Here is a 16113-nt window from a genome sequence, read left to right on the forward strand (position 1 = left end):
ATGGAAAAACCATTTTCAGCTGCTTGTGAAAGAAATGCGGGCCCCATTCTTGGGGTCCTGAAAGAGCATATTACTCATGAGCATAAGCGTTTATTAGAGATTGGTTCAGGAACCGGCCAGCATGCGGTTTATTTCGCCGGTGAATTTCCCTGGATGGAATGGCATCCTTCGGATCTCAAAGTGAATCATGCAGGCATGATCCAGTGGTTTAAAGAGGCCAAGCTTCAGAACATCCTTCCTCCGGTGAAACTGGATGTGGGTAAGGATGATTTTCCAAAATTAAAGTTTGATGTAGTTTATACCGCCAACACGTTTCATATCATGCACTGGAAAGAGTGTAAGTCATTCATGAAGTTATTGGGGCACCGTTTGCGAGAGGGATCTCTTGCGATGATTTATGGTCCCTTTAACTATAACGGAGAGTTTACTTCTGAGAGTAACCGCGAGTTTGATCAGACTTTGAAAGCGAGAGACCCTCTAAGTGGGATTCGTTCTTTTGAAGATGTGAATAACAACATGGAGAAAAATGGCTTTGAGTTATTGGAGGATCAAGAGATGCCGGCCAATAACCGAATGCTGGTTTATCGCCGTCTTAAATTCGTAAAATCTTAGAATAGGTGGCTTGGGATTCTCCAGGCCGCCTGACTTTTTATATTCACCAGCACTAGGGATTGACCTGTCCCGTCCAATGATACATCACCGCCCTTATCGACGATTTGCTTAATGTACTTATCAAGCAGAGTTGTGTTTGCTGGTAATTGGGCAATGATTTTATCCATGGCCTCTGAAGCGTCTTTAAACTGACCCCAACCAACTTTTCTATAAGCATCTGTTACTTGCTGAAGATTTGATTTCAATTCAATTAATAGTTTTGTTTCAGTGGCGTTTTTCTGGGAGATGTTTTCAAAAGCAAAACGTTTCATCTCCGGCATGGGGGTTTGATAAGCATAGAATGGCTCAACACCATCAAAGTCCCAACCCCAAGATACTTTTTTTACTTTAACACCTTGGCAGCCAGTATCAGTTGCATCTTCCTGCATATTTCTAACAGTGACGTTTTTAGTTCCCACAACGTCGATAAGACGACCGTTTACTTTACAATCATAGGTACATTCGAAAACCACAGTGCGGGGATAGCTCGTGCTAAAATGTGTATCGACATAGCGCTTTGAATCTACGCGTGGAGCGCAGTGATTCTCAGGAATCTTAACTTGTTCAGCAGCACGTGAGCCTAAGCTGAAAAGCAATGCGGCCAGAGATAGTGTAGAAAGACACAGAATTTTTAGTTTATGGTTTTTCATAAATAAAATTTTATATCAGTTTTAGTGGGAGGGAATTCAGATTGTAAGAGATACCGGGGCCGTCAAAAAGATAGTCACATCGCCTAAGTTTGAGTGCTTAGGCGACGTGAAATAAGAATATTATTGTTTACTGAAGTTAATAACGAATTCAGTGTGGTCTTTGGTAGATCTTAAAGAGTTGTCTCCATCAATTTCAGCACAGAGTGATGATACTGAAACTCTTGCGATATTGTAAGTATCTACTCCTCTAACCGCAGTCGAACCTTGATTGAAGTTGATTGAAATTTTGTTGGCCCAAGGATTGATACCGATGATCTCTCCATCTGCATATTCCACTACTGCCATGTCTCCTACACAATATCCATTAAGGCAGCCTTTCCCGATTGATACACGACTAATATCATAAGTTCCAATCCCTCTGACTCCAGATACTCCATAATCAAATTGAACTGAAATTTTTTGGGTTTCAGGATTAATTCCAACTACTTTTCCATCAGCATGGTCAACGACTGCAGAATCTCCAACACAGTAGCTGAGGTAGCATCCTTTTTTGACAGTAACTTTATCGATGTTATAAGTATCTATACCTCTTACATTGGTTGTGCCGTAATTAAAGTTAACCGACACCTGTTTCTTTGCTGGATTTACTCCAACAACCTTACCATCTGCATAATCCACTACGGCCATATCTCCTGGACATATTTTCATTCTGCCGTCATTAAGGCAGGCAAGTGCAGGTAAAGAAGATAGAAGAATTAAACTCGCAATGATCTTTTTCATGAGTTTCCTTTTGGGTGGTTAAATTTTTATGATCGTAATAATTTTTAGTCCCTCATTGAAGTGCTTTGAATTTTTTATTTATTGATGTTTATAAATTAGACAATGAAGATTGATACGTCTCAGCTTGATTGAATACACAGGCGCAACTATTCTAACCCTATGAAAAAGATCGTTATTCATAGGGCCGGGGACTATTCCCAATTAAAGTTTGAGACCCATCCAGACCTCATAATAAATGCTGACTCCATTCTTGTAGAAGTCAGGGCATCCGGAGTGAACTACGCCGACATTGCCATCCGCTGGGGCTTGTATGAATCGGCCAAGAAGTTTGTGGGCTGGCCCATTACGCCGGGTTTTGAGTTCGCAGGGATAGTTAAGGCCACTGGTCAGAACATCACGAAATTTAAGGCCGGGGATAAGGTCTTTGGAGTGACTCTCTTTAATGCCTATGCCTCAGAAGTATTAGTTCCTGAGCATCAGCTGTTTCATTTACCAGAGAATATGAGCTTCGAGGAAGCGGCCGCTATCCCGGCGGTTTTTATGACTGCTTATCATGCTCTTTTTCAGAATGTGGTGATTCGTCCGGGAATGATTGCACTCATTCATTCCGCTGCTGGGGGAGTGGGAAGTTCGTTAGTGCAGTTATGTAAGATCGCGGGCATCACTTCCATTGGAGTAGTTGGGTCTTCTCACAAAGTTCAGACGTTAAAAGATCTGGGTTGTGATCACATCATTGATAAATCCAGCGAGGATTTATGGAAGAAGGTCGAGGTGTATGCTCCGTATGGGGTGGATCTGGCCTTTGATGCTAATGGCCTGGAAACTCTTCAGGAGAGTTATAATCATCTCGCTCCTTGCGGGAAGCTCTTTGCTTACGGTGCTCATACTATGTTGCCTAAGACCGGTGGCAAAGTGAACTGGCCGAAGCTCATTGTGGATTATTTACGGGCACCTCGATTTAATCCCATCAATATGACCTCTGAAAATAAAAGTATTCTGGCGTTTAATTTGTCGTTTTTGTTTTCTCGGAAAGATCTCTTTAATGAGGCCTTCACGGATCTTATGAAATGGTTTGCGGAAGGGAAACTCAGAGTTCCCAAAGTCACGACCTATGCTTTGGAGAAGGTCGGGGACGCGCACCGAGATCTGGAATCTGGGAAGACGGTAGGGAAGCTGATCCTTATTCCTTAGTTACATTTCCAGACATTTTCATCAAAGCTAATACAAGTGCGTTTTAATTCATGATTCACGGCAATTTTATAAGTGGTGAATTGATTCAGCTTTAATTGATTGAGAGTTGAGAACTGAACAAAACTATTCAGATCTTTGAAGAACTTCTTTCCTTCAAAGTCCTCAAAGCTTCTTTCCAGATCAAGAATAAAATCAACTCCGTTGAAATTCACCCAAGGAAGGAAGGCCTTCTCCGAGAAGTAATATGGTTTTCCTTCAATCTGAACAATGCCACTGTCTTTTTCAATCACTTCAGGTTTTGAAAGAAAATGGAGACGATTGTTCTTTACTTGGGCCTTTTCAGTCAAAAAGATCGTCTCAGAAGTTCTTAGGACGATGTTCTTTTTGAAGTCATAAACCATATACAGGAGCTGATCATTAAAGGGTCGATTGTCTCTTAGAAAGAACAAGGCGAGTTCTGATTCATTTAAACGAATGGAAAGCGCCTTGGTACAATAATCGTTGGTCCCTTTAAGAAGACGATAGCGACCAATGTTGTCTGAATTGAATTTAAGCTGGGTCTTGTTACCATCAGCGATCACAAATAGGTCTTCACCATATTCGGCCTCATCTAGAGCTGTATATTGATACAGGCTTTTAACTTCGATCTCGATGCGCTTTCCATCTACTCGACAGAAAGTATTGTCATGGGTGTAGGTCTTGTCGTAGTTGAAGTCCTGAGCATTCGCACAACTCATAAGGACCACAATCCCGATGAAGATTAAAATTTTAATGAAGGTGTTCATCGAATGATCTCCTGAACTTCATTAAAGACCGAGGCGGTTTCTTTATTGGGACGATTAGCAAGAATACGGAGATCAATCTTCACTTCATCATCCCCATCCGATTCTTCTCCAAAATCACTGCGCTTAATTTTTGTCTGCCCGATAAAGGCCGCCTTATCATTGCCGTAACCATCCGCCACCACACCAAGGTAGTGGCTTTTAAATGTTACTTTTTGGGTTACTCCTTTAATGGTCAGGAGGCCTGTCAGGTTGAAACTAGCGAGTGTTCCAGAAATATTTGTGCTTATGAATTCAATTTGTGAGTTTCTTTCCGCGTCCAGAAAATCAATCAGGACATATACCTTTGAGTCTTCAAAGTTTTCTTTGAGATCAATGATTCCATCAATGTGAGTAAAACTGCCGTGAGCGGTGGAAATCATAAGGTGGGTAACTTCGAGGCCAACTTTGGATGATTCGGAGTCAATTTTGTAAGTGCCGGCAGAATAATTCCTGGCAACAGCTCCGTTCATAAGGATGAGACTAAAGAATGTTGTTAAAATGAATTGTTTCATACCGCCCCCGGCTTTGTTCTGAAACCAGTTTCGCCCAAAACGCTCTGTTTCAATAGTAGACAAAACCCGGAAACTTTGTTGCAATAATAGGACAGTGAGGAAGTATGGAAAATATCGATCTCAATCAGCTTAGAGTCTTCAATAAAGTCGTGACTAGCGGGAGCTTCTCGAAGGCGGCTGCACTCTTGAAGCAGCCGAAATCTCGTGTGAGCCGGAATATTCTGGCCCTGGAGAGGGATTTAGGTGTGCAACTCATTTATCGTACGACTCGACAGTTCAAGCTCACGGAAGCGGGGAAGGACCTTTTTGAAAAGACCAATCCGGCCCTCACTGGGCTTTATAATTCTCTGGATGAAGTTGGAGTTGATTCTGAGGAAGTAAGTGGTCTCATTAAGGTCACGGTTCCAGAGGATCTTGGCTCTGAACTCATCGGTGGCTTTGGTCTGGAGTTCGCTCAAGAGCATCCAAAAGTTCAACTTATGATTCACGCTAGTAATCAGTATGTGGATCTCGTGAAAGATGCGATTGATCTCGCAGTTCGAATCGGGAAGATCAAAGATAGTTCCATGCTCGTTCGAAAAGTAGGAGAAGTGGAAAGAGTCTTTGTGGTAAGTAGTGATCTCTTCCGCAAGCATCCTTTTAAAAAGATCAATGAACTGGATAAGATCCCGTTTTTATCTGCGGCCATTTCTGGAGTTAAAGGAAATGTGAAGATTCACAAGGGCCAGGAAATGAAGGAGCTCATCCCAAGTACTAACTTCATGAGTAATAACCACTTTATTTTAAGAACCATGGCCTTGGGCGGACATGGAGTGGCCTTAATTCCTAAATTTCTGGTGACTGAACACATCAACCGAGGCGAGTTAATTCAGGTCTACAAAGACTGGAAAATTGATTCTGTGCCGATTCAGATTCTTATTCCTCATCAAAAAGAAGTTCCGCGAAAAATCAGAAAGCTCAGTGATTTTCTGATTTTAAAACTCGCAAAATATTTCTAAAAGCACCCAGTCTTGAGGGAGTCTCTCGATCATAGGAAGCTCAGGCACTATGATTGAGAACTTTTCTATTCAGGTCAGTTCCGTTTCCCATCACTACGACGAACTCGATGAGTTCTATCGGGACCATTGGGGTGTTCATCTTCATCATGGTCTTTGGGAGAAGGAAGGGATTTCCAAAGAAGAGGCAGTGATTGAATTATCACTTAAGGTGCTGTCTTACTTTGAACCACACTCAAAACTCTTGGACATTGGTTGTGGTTATGGAGAGACCGCGAGATTGTCCCTTGCTATGGGGGCCAGTGAAGTAAGTGGTATCACCGTTTCGCGCAAACAATTTGAATATGCGGCCGCTCATCCTCAGGAAGGTGCTCGGTTTTTCCTGGGAGATTTTATTCAGAATCGTTTTCAGGATGGAGAGTTTAACGGGGCCTATTCTATTGAGTGTTTTTCCCACATCAAAGATAAGAGCCGCTATTTTGAACAAGTCCGTCGAGTCTTAAAACCTGGTGGGAAGTTTGTGATGACTGCCTGGCTTTCGAGAGAAAAGCCTTCCGTTTGGGAGAGAAGGCATCTCCTTGGGCCAATCTGCGAGGAAGGCCGCTTACCATCACTTTGTTCCAGATCCGAAGTTCTTACGCTCATCCAAGATAGCGGCATGGAGCTTCTTGAAGATACTGACTTAAGCCAAAAGGTTTGGAAAACCTGGCTCATCAGTTCCAAAGAAGTTCTCAAACTATTAAAAGAGTCCAAAGGACTAAAATATTTCTTCAATCGTGATCATCGCGAGCGCCGTTTTGCTCTGACCGTTCCGAGGATCCTCATGGGATATCGAACAGGTGCTTTCAAATACGGGCTTTTTGTTATGCAGGTACCACGATCTGCTTCTTAATCGAATCACCCATTAATGTGCGAATTTTCCGATTAAACTCGTCCTTGCGGAATGGTTTAATAATGTACTCAACAAATTGCAGGTGAAATCCGGTGAAGAAGTTCCCTTCAATGTCGCACATGAATAGCAAAGGCAAATTCTGATCCACTGAACGAATTCTATGGCACAGCTCCAGATCCGGAGTTTTCATTGAGGGCAGGTCAGCGATGACCAGATCGTATTGAGTCTCTCTTAATTTCTCTTGCGCATCTATCAAACATGAAGCGGCATGAGCATTAAAATTATTCGAGTTTAAATAATTAACGAGGATTTCTGCTAATTCCTCGTTTTCCGCTACGATTAAAACGTTCTCCATAACATTCTCCATGTTGTTTCGTGAATGCATCATCTCACAGATGCGCCTGGCCTTATAGACGGTAGAAAAATCGTGAAAATTGATTCCATACTTTTTCAAGAATTGGAGCGGAACATCCATTGCTTCTGGATGTGTCTTTCATCCGGGTTCTTGTTATAACTTTTCGACCCCTAAAACGACAAAGGAGTGTTCTATGTCAAAGGGACAAGACAAAGGTAAAAAGAAACTTTCGATTAAAGAACGTCAGGAACGTAAGAAAGAAAAAATCAGAAACAAGCAGCAAGAAGGCAGTGTTGAAGAGTAGCACTTTAAAGCACCACCCTTTGTGGTGGTGCTTATCCCCCAAGAATTTTACAAAGTCTAATTAATTCCTGATTTCTTTTTTCATTAAATTCATGCGCGCAATTCACGCGAAGATAATTCTGATACTGCCGTGTGGCCGAAAATAATGGGCCAGGGGTGAAAGAAATTTTCTGACGCTTGGCCTTTTGAAAAGCTTCCAGAGAATTTAAACCTTCAACTCTTACCCAGAGGAAATAAGAACCGGTTGGATCCGAGAGACAGGCCTTCTGTCCTAGTTGAGAATTGATGACATTGGAATAGATTTGAATGTTTTGTTGGTAATGGTTACCTAGATTCTGTCCCACTTTTAAAAGATCTTCATTTCTTAAAATGCTACTGACGACATATTGAGTGAGAGTAGAGGTGGAGAGATTAAGACTAAGTTTCTGGCGAATATAACGATCAGAGTTCTGCGCGGGAATACACCAACCAATTCTAAGTCCAGGTCCCAAAAACTTTGAAAATGATGAACAGTGGGTAACGATCCCTTCTTTATCAAAATATTTGTAGCTCTTAGGACGCTTCTTCTCAAATGAAAGTTCTCCATATAGATCATCTTCAATCAGTCGAATTTTATATTTGTGACAGATAGCGAGGATTTGTTTCTTCCTTTCATCACTCATGGTGAAACCCAAAGGATTCTGAGCATTGGGAGTCGAGATGAGGGCCTTGATTTTATTGTTCTTGGCCAGCGTTTCCAGCGCTTCTGGATCTAGTCCTTCAGTCGGATCAGTTTTAACTTCTAAAGCCTTGAGACCATGGTGGTGAATGGCGTGCAGAAGTCCGAAATAACAAGGGGACTCAATTGCCACGATGTCTCCGGCGTCACACTCTGAAGCAAGAGCGATGTTTATCGCCTCAAGGCATCCATTAGTGACAAGAATGTCTTTATGAGAAGTCACTCCAATCCAAGGTCTCATCCAGCGGGAAAGTTCCTGGCGAAGATCCTCAAGACCCATGCCGAAAATGTAAGCACCAGTTGAATGCGGTTGGTGCTTAATGGTTTGAACCATGTACTTATTCACCATGCGAGTTGGGAACTTTTCTAGAGCGGGAGTACCTACACCAAAGGGTGCCGTTTCAGAATCCATGGTTTGATTAATGAGTTCGATGATTTCATCGATATGATCGATCTCACTGATTTTTGAACGAAACTTCTCTGAAGGTCTAAGAATATTCTCACCTTGAGAGGGAAGACGAGCAGAATAACCACTACGGTCTTTGGCGGAGACATAACCAAAGAGTTCTAATTTTCGATAGGCCTCAACTGCGGTTGAAAGAGAAACGTCAAACTGATCTGAGATCTTTCGCAGGGATGGAAGCTTTTCACCCGGTAGGATGGAGCCCTTTTCGATATTCTCAACGAAGAAGTCAACTATTGTCTGGTAAAGCATAAAAAATCTGTTCTGGTTGAAATTCAAATATTCTGTATCTGTTCTGATCTTATATTTTCTTTATTATTAAGATCAAGAGGATGTCGCATGAACATTAGAATTATCCTGTCTTTCGCTGTAATTTACATCATTTGGGGCTCGACCTTTACCGCCATTAAATGGGGACTGGATGCTTTCCCACCATTTTTATTATCTGGCATGAGATTCTCCCTGGCCGGGATGGTGTTTTTTTTAATTGCAAAGGGAAGAGGCATCAGAGAGATGACGGGAAAAGAAATTCGTCGTGAAATGCTGGTGGGATTTTTCCTAACACTTGGTAACGCTGGTGTGTGCTGGGCGGAACAATATATTAGTTCAGGCATTGCGGCCCTGATTGTAGGTGCGATTCCGGTTATGTTTATTCTATTTAACTGGTTGGGATTTGAGAAAAAAGCACCAACAATTAGTGCACTCATAGCATTTGCCATTGGTCTGACAGGGATTACACTGATTTCTTTGGGTGATGCTGAGGCCAGTAACTGGAAAGTTATTGTGGCCTTGATGCTGGCCAACTGTTCATGGGTAACAGGATCTCTTATCTTCAGAACCTCAACATCAAAAGCACCTTATTTCCCGCGCGCTTCGATTCAGACATTAAGTGGTGGGATGTTCATTATTTTCCTTTCAAATGTCGTGGGAGAGAGAAGTGTGAATTGGGGCAGTCTTCCGATCAGTGGCATCTTGAGTGTTGCCTACCTTGCCCTGGCGGGAACTATTCTTGCCTATACTTGTTATAGTTACCTACTTCGTAATGTTCGTACCGAACTGACTTCGACCTATGCTCTGGTGAATCCGATGCTTGCGATTTTATTCGGTGTAGTGTGGTTAAAAGAACCATTCACATTAAAAGTGGCAATTGCTGGCGGATTGATTTTGATGAGTGTGGTGATGGTGATTTATGGAGATAAGCTTTTCCCGAAACCAGTACCTGTTAATAAAAAGCAATAATCCAAACGATCGATGTCTTAAAGCAGATAAAGCAGAAATTTGAGATGCATTTCTCTTAATGGTCGCAATTTCCTACCGAAACTGGTCGTGAATAAAAGAACCCCGAAGAATTCTTCACTGATAAGACCCTGAAAGATAAAGGAAAACTGCTTGCAGTGAGGTTATTGGTCGAGTGCCTTGTCTAATCTTTATACACCCCTTGTAATCCTTTCCCGTGCTGACTGTGCTCCATACTTCAAGTGGTACTCTTGTTAAAAATACTCAACAGGAGATCCCATGAAAAAGTCACTGGTAATGCTGTCTCTAGTATTCGCTCAAGCTTTCTCATTTTCTGCAAACGCTGAACTTATTGGCCGCAGCTGGAGATACCTACACATTCCATCTGGGATGCAGGTTGAACTCAATAACGTAAACGAGCAGGAAGGAACTGCAACATATTTTGACTACGTTACTCATAAGAAAGTAAAAATCAATCTTTCTGAAGTTAGTCGTGAAATCGACGCCGGAGTAAATGGTGTTAAGACTGGTCACTTCGTTTTGGTTAACTTTGATAAAGATGACGTAAGACACTGCCAGGTTTACCGCGTGTTTGAAAACGGTATTGCTCGCATTGGTTGTCAGTCAGGTAAAATTCGCAAAAACATTGGTGTAGACCGTCCACAAGTTCATCAGTTCAATGCCAGCGTTTATGACGTAACAGGTGAAACTGAATCAATGGAAGGTTTTTCGAAAAAAGAAAAAGTTAAACTAGCGGTAGATGCTGGTAACCTTAAGGCCGGTACAACAGTTAGAATTGAAGCCATTTTCAATAACGGTGAAGCTCTAATTCAAAAAATGGGCGCGAACCTTCTGGATACATCAGGTCTTCTTCTGAAGTTTAATATCGAAAGAGTACGTTTAAACGATCTTGAAAAGAAATAGATCAGATAAGAAGGCCCCTAACGGGGCCTTCTTTTTATAGACGTGTACAACGAACTTCCATTAAGAATTCACGCTTCCAGATCGCCAGATCCACAAAAGCACCTGCCTTATCCAGACTTCCTGTCGCATATGTACGAGATGGTTCATAGGAATTGTAAGCTTCGAGCTCAACTATATTCTGTGATTTGGCATTGGCCATGAAACGAAAGCCTTCCACTTCACCGATCACAGCTTTGTCTTTGAGGCAGATTGAGTTTGAAAGAACAGTTTCAGCATTGTGCTTGGCCTCGCACTTAAGTTCCATCGCAAATGCCGATGAGCTAACGAAGAGAGCAGTTAAAAGAAGTGTTTTCATTTGAGAGTTCCTTTAATGGTTAAAGCGATCTTTTCTCCATCATGCCATTGTTCATGATAGAGGATCTCGCCCTGTTGAGTTTTTGTGAGAGTTAAAAAGTAGGTCGAGCCATCCGCCGGATCAAAGATCTGGTACTTGATCTCGCGGTCACTGATTGTTCCTAGTTCTTCATCAAGGTTGAAGAGCTTACCATTACGAATAATCATCTTGAAGGGATCAAACGAAGCATTTAAAAGACCGCCACAATTATAGCCGCCATCTCTTAAACGAAAAAGTTCCGGTATCGTTTCTAAGCGCAGATAGATTTCATGACAATGATGGGTGCGTCCGCTGGCAAAAACCGCTGTTCCGCTTCCTGAGAAACTTCCTGTGAAACTGGCATGAACTTGAAATGAAACAAACAATAGGAGAGTGATTAGTTTTTTCATTCATAAAGCGTAACAGATGGCGCAGCACCCTTCAAGAATACTGTCAGTCAATGTTAGACTTCGAGCGTGAGAACATTAACACTGCTTCTCCTATTCATCAGTTGCTGTGCAAGGCTACCGGAGCCTTCCAAGAAAGAGCTGACTTATAGCTTTGATAGTTCACCTAAGACCAAGATTTATCAATCCATTCACAAAGAACTTGTCGCGCATCCTGAACTCAATGGCTTTTATCCTTTGGGAGATGGCGAAGATGCATTGGCGGCAAGGCTTGCTGCGGTGTTGGAGGCGGAACGTACTTTAGATCTTCAATATTATATCTGGCACGATGATGAAACTGGACGGGCCCTCTTAAAGCAGATTCTCACGGCCGCTGATCGCGGTGTGAGAGTTCGGTTGTTATTAGATGATTTAAATGAAGGTAAGCATGATAAAGGACTCCTCATTCTGGATTCCCATCCTTTTATCGAAGTCCGCCTGGCCAATCCCTTTGCTCACCGTAAAGCGCGTGTGATGGAAGCTTTCCGCTTTAGTCAGGTAAATCGTCGTATGCATAATAAGGTCTTTATTGCAGATAACCAAATTGGAATTTTTGGTGGTCGAAATATTGGGGATGAATATTTTGGGGCCAGTGATGATATGAACTTCGGGGACTTTGACCTGTGGTCGATTGGCCCACTGGTCAAAGAATTATCAGAAGAGTTCGATACCTATTGGAACAGCGATGTGGCCTTCCCCGTGGCACAGCTCTCACAAGAAAAGATCACGAAAGAGGATATGGAGAAGTTTCATGAGAAATCGATCCTGGATCAAAAGAAGGTCAAGACCGATAAATATGCAGAACGTGTTTTGTCCCATCATCTCATCGAAAAGTTTCTGGATAAAGACTTTAAGCTCTATTGGGGCAAGGCCCGGGCATTTTATGATTCACCGGAAAAATTAAACCCTGATGAGAAGACCAAGCTATTGGCCGATGATCTTCGTACTAATTTAAATGCGGCCAATAAAGAATTAATTCTTATTTCGCCTTATTTTGTGCCTGGGAAAAAAGGGATGAAGACCTTTAAAGAACTTAGAAGGAAAGAAGTTGATACTTGGGTCCTTACAAATTCTTTGGCCTCAAACGATGTGACGACAGTCTTCTCAGGATATCGGAAATACCGAAGGCCTCTAATTAAAAAAGGCGTCCATCTCTATGAACTCATGCCTCGATCTAATCGACAGGAAAAAGACAAATCGTCTATTGGGTCAAGTGCGACTTCCGGGCTTCATGGGAAACTGATTGTCTTTGATCAGAAGAAAGTCGTCGTAGGATCAATGAACCTGGATCCCCGGTCTAAGAATTTAAATACCGAAATGGGAATTGTGGTGGATAGCCCTGAAATGGCCAGGGACATTTCTCAAAAAGTGAAAACGATTGTGAAAGAAGATGCCTACCGTGTGATATTGAAAGGCGATGATTTACGATGGGAAGCTTTAAAAGATGATAAAAAGATAAAATACGATAAAGAGCCTGAAACAACCTGGTGGAAGAGGTTCAAGGCGAACCTCTCCGCCATTTTTGTGCCTGAAAAACTGCTTTAACAATCCATATATTCATAGTCGCGAACTTCACATTGCAATTCTACATGCTGAGTTTGATTGTTCTCATCTGAGTAGGTTAGTGAACCTGTTGTGTTCCCGGTTGAGTTCGCAAAAACTAGTTTCACATCATCAAAGTCGTATAAATCTTTATCATTTTTAAAAGAACGTTCTCCTGTTCGTAGACCTGAATTCTCTTCTCCATTAAAGCTAATGGCCCCATTACTTTTTGCCTTACAACCATCAAAGTCAGAATAATATGAAATGCTAACCGGTTGACCATTCTTTAGTTGTCCCGTGCACGTTCCTTCAACTTTCATATTTGTGCCTGCATAAAGGTTATTCATGGAAAAAAGAACAAAAAGAGTGCTGATAAAGAATTTCACGTTGTCCCCACTTGTTTGGTTTTTTGTTGTGCGAACAAACATAACTCTCTGTGCACGGTGCCACCATTTAACTTAAACTAAAGATTTGATGGGCCATTTGCTCAGTTTATTGTCACTCAGATCCTGGCCAATAAAATGAATGAATGGAGATCATCCCAAAGAAGAAAAATAAAATTGATTATGATGATAATGAGGACCAGGATTGGTTTTCATATCTTCATGAAAACATCGAAACTCACACTCCACTTGGGAGCCCATTTCCTGGATCGAGTTGGAGCTATGAAAGACGAGATTCACTCTTTGATCATGAAGATGGTTTAAAAAAACCAGATGACGAACTTCATTGGGAAATCATGAGAAAACTATATGAGAATAAATGTGTCGATGCGTCTCTTATCGTTGTAATCGTTTTGAATGGCAATGTTCAGTTGAATGGAAAGGTTCGTTCAGAGGAAGCAAAAAAAAATGCAGAACGGGTCGTCACCATGCTGCCTGGTGTTTGGCGCGTGGAAAATAAACTCATTGTGGAGCAACCTTCTTAGTTAATTTTCAAGTAGGGCAACTTCCTTTAAAATCATTCTATGAAAACAAGTCTCTCGTTCTTGTTTTTAACTGCCCTGATCCCTTCCATCCTTTCTATGGGATTGGCCTTCATCAAATACTATCAAACCAAAAAAGATGAATTCCTACATTTAGGAGAGTTTTACGCCTCCATGATATCAGTGGTTGGCGCCTCATTTTTCTTTGGTGTTTACAGTGTGATTCCTTGGGTGTGGACAGTCCGAACTGCGACTCTTGTCATGACGGATATGACGGGAACCAATTGTTTTAAAAGATTTCATCTCATAGCACTTGGTGCAGGTGCCATCATATCTTTGGGTTTAGGAAGCTTAGGCTCAGAATTACCTGTGGCCATCTCTCCCTTTGCGGTTGTGGTCGGTCTTATTGGTATTTCTTTCATTTTAGAGGCCTACCTTCGACCTGAGCGATCTAACTTCGGTTTACTTCATTATTGGACCTCACTGTTAATTTTGGGCTATTTTCTTTCGCGAATGACCTTTCCCCTTTGGGTCACGGATACCGATGTAAGAGAGCTTGGAGTCTGGGTCGATGGCTTCTTGCTGCTCCTTTTCAGTGTTTCATTGTACCCACTCTACGCGGAACTTGTTTTTGAGAAACAGGAAAGGTTTCTTGAGGAAGTTCTCCATGTTCGGAACAAGCAGTTATTTAGTCACTCGATTTTTTCTGAATACAAAATTCTCTCGGCCGGTGTGACCCACGAAATCAATAATGCTCTCACGATTATCAACGCTAAGATCGAGCAACTTCTTCGAAGAAAACACTCGGACGATGATGAAAAAGGTCTTCGGGTGATCCTAAATTCAACCAATCGGATTTCGCGAAGTGTGCGTGGACTTCGTGAGTTTATTTATCCCCATGATTTTGATGAGGTCCTGAGTGTCTCAGAAGTCATTGATCATGTCTTAATGCTTTATGGGCAACGATTAAAAAACCACAATGTGAATGTCACTACTAACGGATTAGGAGGGAAGCTTGTAAAAGGTCACCGTATCCAACTTGAGCAGGTGTTTCTTACTCTTATCAATAACTCGGTGGAGAGTATTGACCAACTGGATGAGAAGTGGATCGATATCAACTGTCGCAGCCGAGGGAATTCAGTAGAGATAGTGATTCGAGACTCAAGTACCGGTGAAGATATAGAAGTGGAGAACATGCTTTCATTGCCCTTCCTCTCGACCAAAGAAAATGTTGATAGCGGTATTAGGTTAGTTCTCGCCAAAGATATTGTGGAAAAGCATGGGGGCACATTTAACTATGTGAAGGACGATGAAAACACCGCCTTTAAAATCCGACTCCCGCAAGTTGAGTCAGAAGAAAACCTGCAGAATAGAATGTATCAGTAAGATTTTGCTCTCGGCTTAAACCAGCCTCGACGGTTGAAGTACCAAATGGCAATGAAAGTGAAAAAGACCATGAGAAGGATGGTTGCACCTAATCCGAATGTGGTATGAATTCCTGGTAAATGCTCGAAGTTCATTCCGTAAAAAGATGAGATAAAAGTCAAAGGCAGGAGAATTGTCGCGAAGATCGTGAGGACCTTCATGACCTCATTACTTCTTTGTTCATTAATTGATAGATACAAAGCAAAGAGCTGATCGAAGTTATGAGAAAGATCATCCAGACGGAAATACATTTGATCAATATCTTCTCTTAAATCTTGTAAGAGGGAATTATGAGTGCCCCAGAATTCCTTACAATGGAACAGGGCTATTTGATTCTGTTTTAACATACTCTTTAAGACGAATATCTGGCGCCGAAAATGATACACGCGGTTAGTACTTAGAAATTCCGTAGATCGCGATAAAACCTCGTGCTCAAAATCCTCATAGTTGTTCTGAAGTTTCATGATCGGCTCTTCATAGGTCAAAATAATCGCTCTCATCATCTGATGGGCCATGCCTGGAAGAGTGTCAGGAAAATTATCGCGATTGAGGTCTGCAAATTTTCGTAAGAAGTTGAGCTCAACATTATGCACAGTTATGATTCGCTCTTTCATGATGAAAATACCCAGCTTATTTGTGAGTCCGGGAACCGTGATGTCATCCATATCAGAAGCCGGATCAAAGGCGCGACTCAGGAGGAAGTGGCCTTCTTCCATATGTTCATACTTGGGTAAATGTCCGGGTTTAATACAGTCTTGGACCAATAGCTGAGGAAGTTTAAATTCCTCTTTCAGGAATTCATAGTCGACCTTGAGCGGTCGTTCAATATCGATCCAGGAGTAATGACGTTTGATAACAACGTTTTCCGTGATCATGTCCCCATTGAAACATCACTTGGGACAAAAGAC

General features: G+C 41.9%; 19 protein-coding genes. 9 read left to right on the forward strand and 10 right to left on the reverse strand.

Annotation, left to right across the window (positions count from 1 at the left end):
* Positions 1-612 carry a DUF938 domain-containing protein gene (locus SOO65_RS08760; protein WP_321399443.1) on the forward strand — a complete coding sequence of 204 codons (612 nt, stop codon included), beginning with the start codon at positions 1-3 and terminating at the stop codon, positions 610-612.
* Here SOO65_RS08760 and SOO65_RS08765 read toward each other — a convergent pair.
* Both SOO65_RS08765 and SOO65_RS08770 read right to left on the reverse strand, forming a co-directional pair.
* Positions 609-1301 carry a hypothetical protein gene (locus SOO65_RS08765; RefSeq protein WP_321399444.1) on the reverse strand — a complete coding sequence of 231 codons (693 nt, stop codon included), beginning with the start codon at positions 1299-1301 and terminating at the stop codon, positions 609-611. The genes SOO65_RS08760 and SOO65_RS08765 overlap by 4 nt on opposite strands.
* A gap of 120 nt (positions 1302-1421) precedes the next feature.
* On the reverse strand, positions 1422-2081 hold the full coding sequence (locus tag SOO65_RS08770) for a hypothetical protein (protein ID WP_321399446.1): 660 nt from the start codon (positions 2079-2081) through the stop codon (positions 1422-1424).
* A gap of 159 nt (positions 2082-2240) precedes the next feature.
* Between SOO65_RS08770 and SOO65_RS08775 the strand changes: the two genes are divergently transcribed.
* The gene (locus SOO65_RS08775; protein WP_321399448.1) at positions 2241-3272 is read left to right on the forward strand and encodes a synaptic vesicle VAT-1 family membrane protein; all 1032 of its coding nucleotides are present in this window, start codon (positions 2241-2243) and stop codon (positions 3270-3272) included.
* Here the strand turns inward: SOO65_RS08775 and SOO65_RS08780 are convergent.
* Both SOO65_RS08780 and SOO65_RS08785 read right to left on the reverse strand, forming a co-directional pair.
* On the reverse strand, positions 3269-4057 hold the full coding sequence (locus tag SOO65_RS08780; protein ID WP_321399449.1) for a hypothetical protein: 789 nt from the start codon (positions 4055-4057) through the stop codon (positions 3269-3271). The genes SOO65_RS08775 and SOO65_RS08780 overlap by 4 nt on opposite strands.
* Complete coding sequence (locus SOO65_RS08785; protein ID WP_321399451.1) at positions 4054-4608, reverse strand: YceI family protein; 555 nt, start codon at positions 4606-4608, stop codon at positions 4054-4056. Before SOO65_RS08785 ends, SOO65_RS08780 begins: the two co-directional genes overlap by 4 nt.
* 104 nt (positions 4609-4712) lie before the next feature.
* Here SOO65_RS08785 and SOO65_RS08790 point away from each other — a divergent pair, with 104 nt between their 5' ends.
* Both SOO65_RS08790 and SOO65_RS08795 read left to right on the forward strand, forming a co-directional pair.
* On the forward strand, positions 4713-5606 hold the full coding sequence (locus SOO65_RS08790) for a LysR family transcriptional regulator (protein ID WP_321399453.1): 894 nt from the start codon (positions 4713-4715) through the stop codon (positions 5604-5606).
* A 49-nt stretch (positions 5607-5655) separates the two neighbouring features.
* Complete coding sequence (locus SOO65_RS08795) at positions 5656-6495, forward strand: methyltransferase domain-containing protein (RefSeq protein ID WP_321399454.1); 840 nt, start codon at positions 5656-5658, stop codon at positions 6493-6495.
* Here SOO65_RS08795 and SOO65_RS08800 read toward each other — a convergent pair.
* Both SOO65_RS08800 and SOO65_RS08805 read right to left on the reverse strand, forming a co-directional pair.
* The gene (locus SOO65_RS08800) at positions 6467-6850 is read right to left on the reverse strand and encodes a response regulator transcription factor (RefSeq protein ID WP_321399457.1); all 384 of its coding nucleotides are present in this window, start codon (positions 6848-6850) and stop codon (positions 6467-6469) included. The two genes, SOO65_RS08795 and SOO65_RS08800, sit on opposite strands and share 29 nt — an antisense overlap.
* A gap of 335 nt (positions 6851-7185) precedes the next feature.
* On the reverse strand, positions 7186-8586 hold the full coding sequence (locus SOO65_RS08805) for an aminotransferase-like domain-containing protein (RefSeq protein ID WP_321399458.1): 1401 nt from the start codon (positions 8584-8586) through the stop codon (positions 7186-7188).
* An 87-nt stretch (positions 8587-8673) separates the two neighbouring features.
* Here SOO65_RS08805 and SOO65_RS08810 point away from each other — a divergent pair, with 87 nt between their 5' ends.
* Positions 8674-9573, forward strand: coding sequence for an EamA family transporter (locus SOO65_RS08810; protein ID WP_321399460.1), 900 nt, complete (start codon positions 8674-8676; stop codon positions 9571-9573).
* Positions 9574-9849: 276 nt separating this feature from the next.
* Positions 9850-10494, forward strand: coding sequence for a hypothetical protein (locus SOO65_RS08815; protein ID WP_321399462.1), 645 nt, complete (start codon positions 9850-9852; stop codon positions 10492-10494).
* A 34-nt stretch (positions 10495-10528) separates the two neighbouring features.
* Here SOO65_RS08815 and SOO65_RS08820 read toward each other — a convergent pair whose 3' ends face one another.
* Positions 10529-10849 carry a hypothetical protein gene (locus SOO65_RS08820; protein WP_321399464.1) on the reverse strand — a complete coding sequence of 107 codons (321 nt, stop codon included), beginning with the start codon at positions 10847-10849 and terminating at the stop codon, positions 10529-10531.
* Complete coding sequence (locus SOO65_RS08825; protein ID WP_321399467.1) at positions 10846-11277, reverse strand: hypothetical protein; 432 nt, start codon at positions 11275-11277, stop codon at positions 10846-10848. Before SOO65_RS08825 ends, SOO65_RS08820 begins: the two co-directional genes overlap by 4 nt.
* A gap of 66 nt (positions 11278-11343) precedes the next feature.
* On the opposite strand from SOO65_RS08825, the gene SOO65_RS08830 reads away from it, so the two are divergent.
* The gene (locus SOO65_RS08830; protein ID WP_321399469.1) at positions 11344-12858 is read left to right on the forward strand and encodes a phospholipase D family protein; all 1515 of its coding nucleotides are present in this window, start codon (positions 11344-11346) and stop codon (positions 12856-12858) included.
* Here the strand turns inward: SOO65_RS08830 and SOO65_RS08835 are convergent.
* Positions 12855-13241 (reverse strand): hypothetical protein, encoded by a 387-nt coding sequence (locus tag SOO65_RS08835; RefSeq protein ID WP_321399471.1) that lies wholly within the window; start codon positions 13239-13241, stop codon positions 12855-12857. The two genes, SOO65_RS08830 and SOO65_RS08835, sit on opposite strands and share 4 nt — an antisense overlap.
* A gap of 143 nt (positions 13242-13384) precedes the next feature.
* On the opposite strand from SOO65_RS08835, the gene SOO65_RS08840 reads away from it, so the two are divergent.
* Both SOO65_RS08840 and SOO65_RS08845 read left to right on the forward strand, forming a co-directional pair.
* Entirely contained in the window at positions 13385-13783 is a 399-nt protein-coding gene (locus tag SOO65_RS08840) for a BON domain-containing protein (protein ID WP_321399473.1), read from the forward strand.
* Between the two features lie 39 nt (positions 13784-13822).
* Positions 13823-15166 carry a sensor histidine kinase gene (locus SOO65_RS08845; protein ID WP_321399475.1) on the forward strand — a complete coding sequence of 448 codons (1344 nt, stop codon included), beginning with the start codon at positions 13823-13825 and terminating at the stop codon, positions 15164-15166.
* Here the strand turns inward: SOO65_RS08845 and SOO65_RS08850 are convergent.
* The gene (locus SOO65_RS08850; RefSeq protein WP_321399477.1) at positions 15160-16080 is read right to left on the reverse strand and encodes a CorA family divalent cation transporter; all 921 of its coding nucleotides are present in this window, start codon (positions 16078-16080) and stop codon (positions 15160-15162) included. The two genes, SOO65_RS08845 and SOO65_RS08850, sit on opposite strands and share 7 nt — an antisense overlap.
* Positions 16081-16113 lie beyond the last annotated feature (33 nt).

Origin of the sequence: Peredibacter starrii, assembly GCF_034259205.1 — a bacterium.
In the GTDB taxonomy this organism is placed as follows: domain Bacteria; phylum Bdellovibrionota; class Bacteriovoracia; order Bacteriovoracales; family Bacteriovoracaceae; genus Peredibacter; species Peredibacter starrii.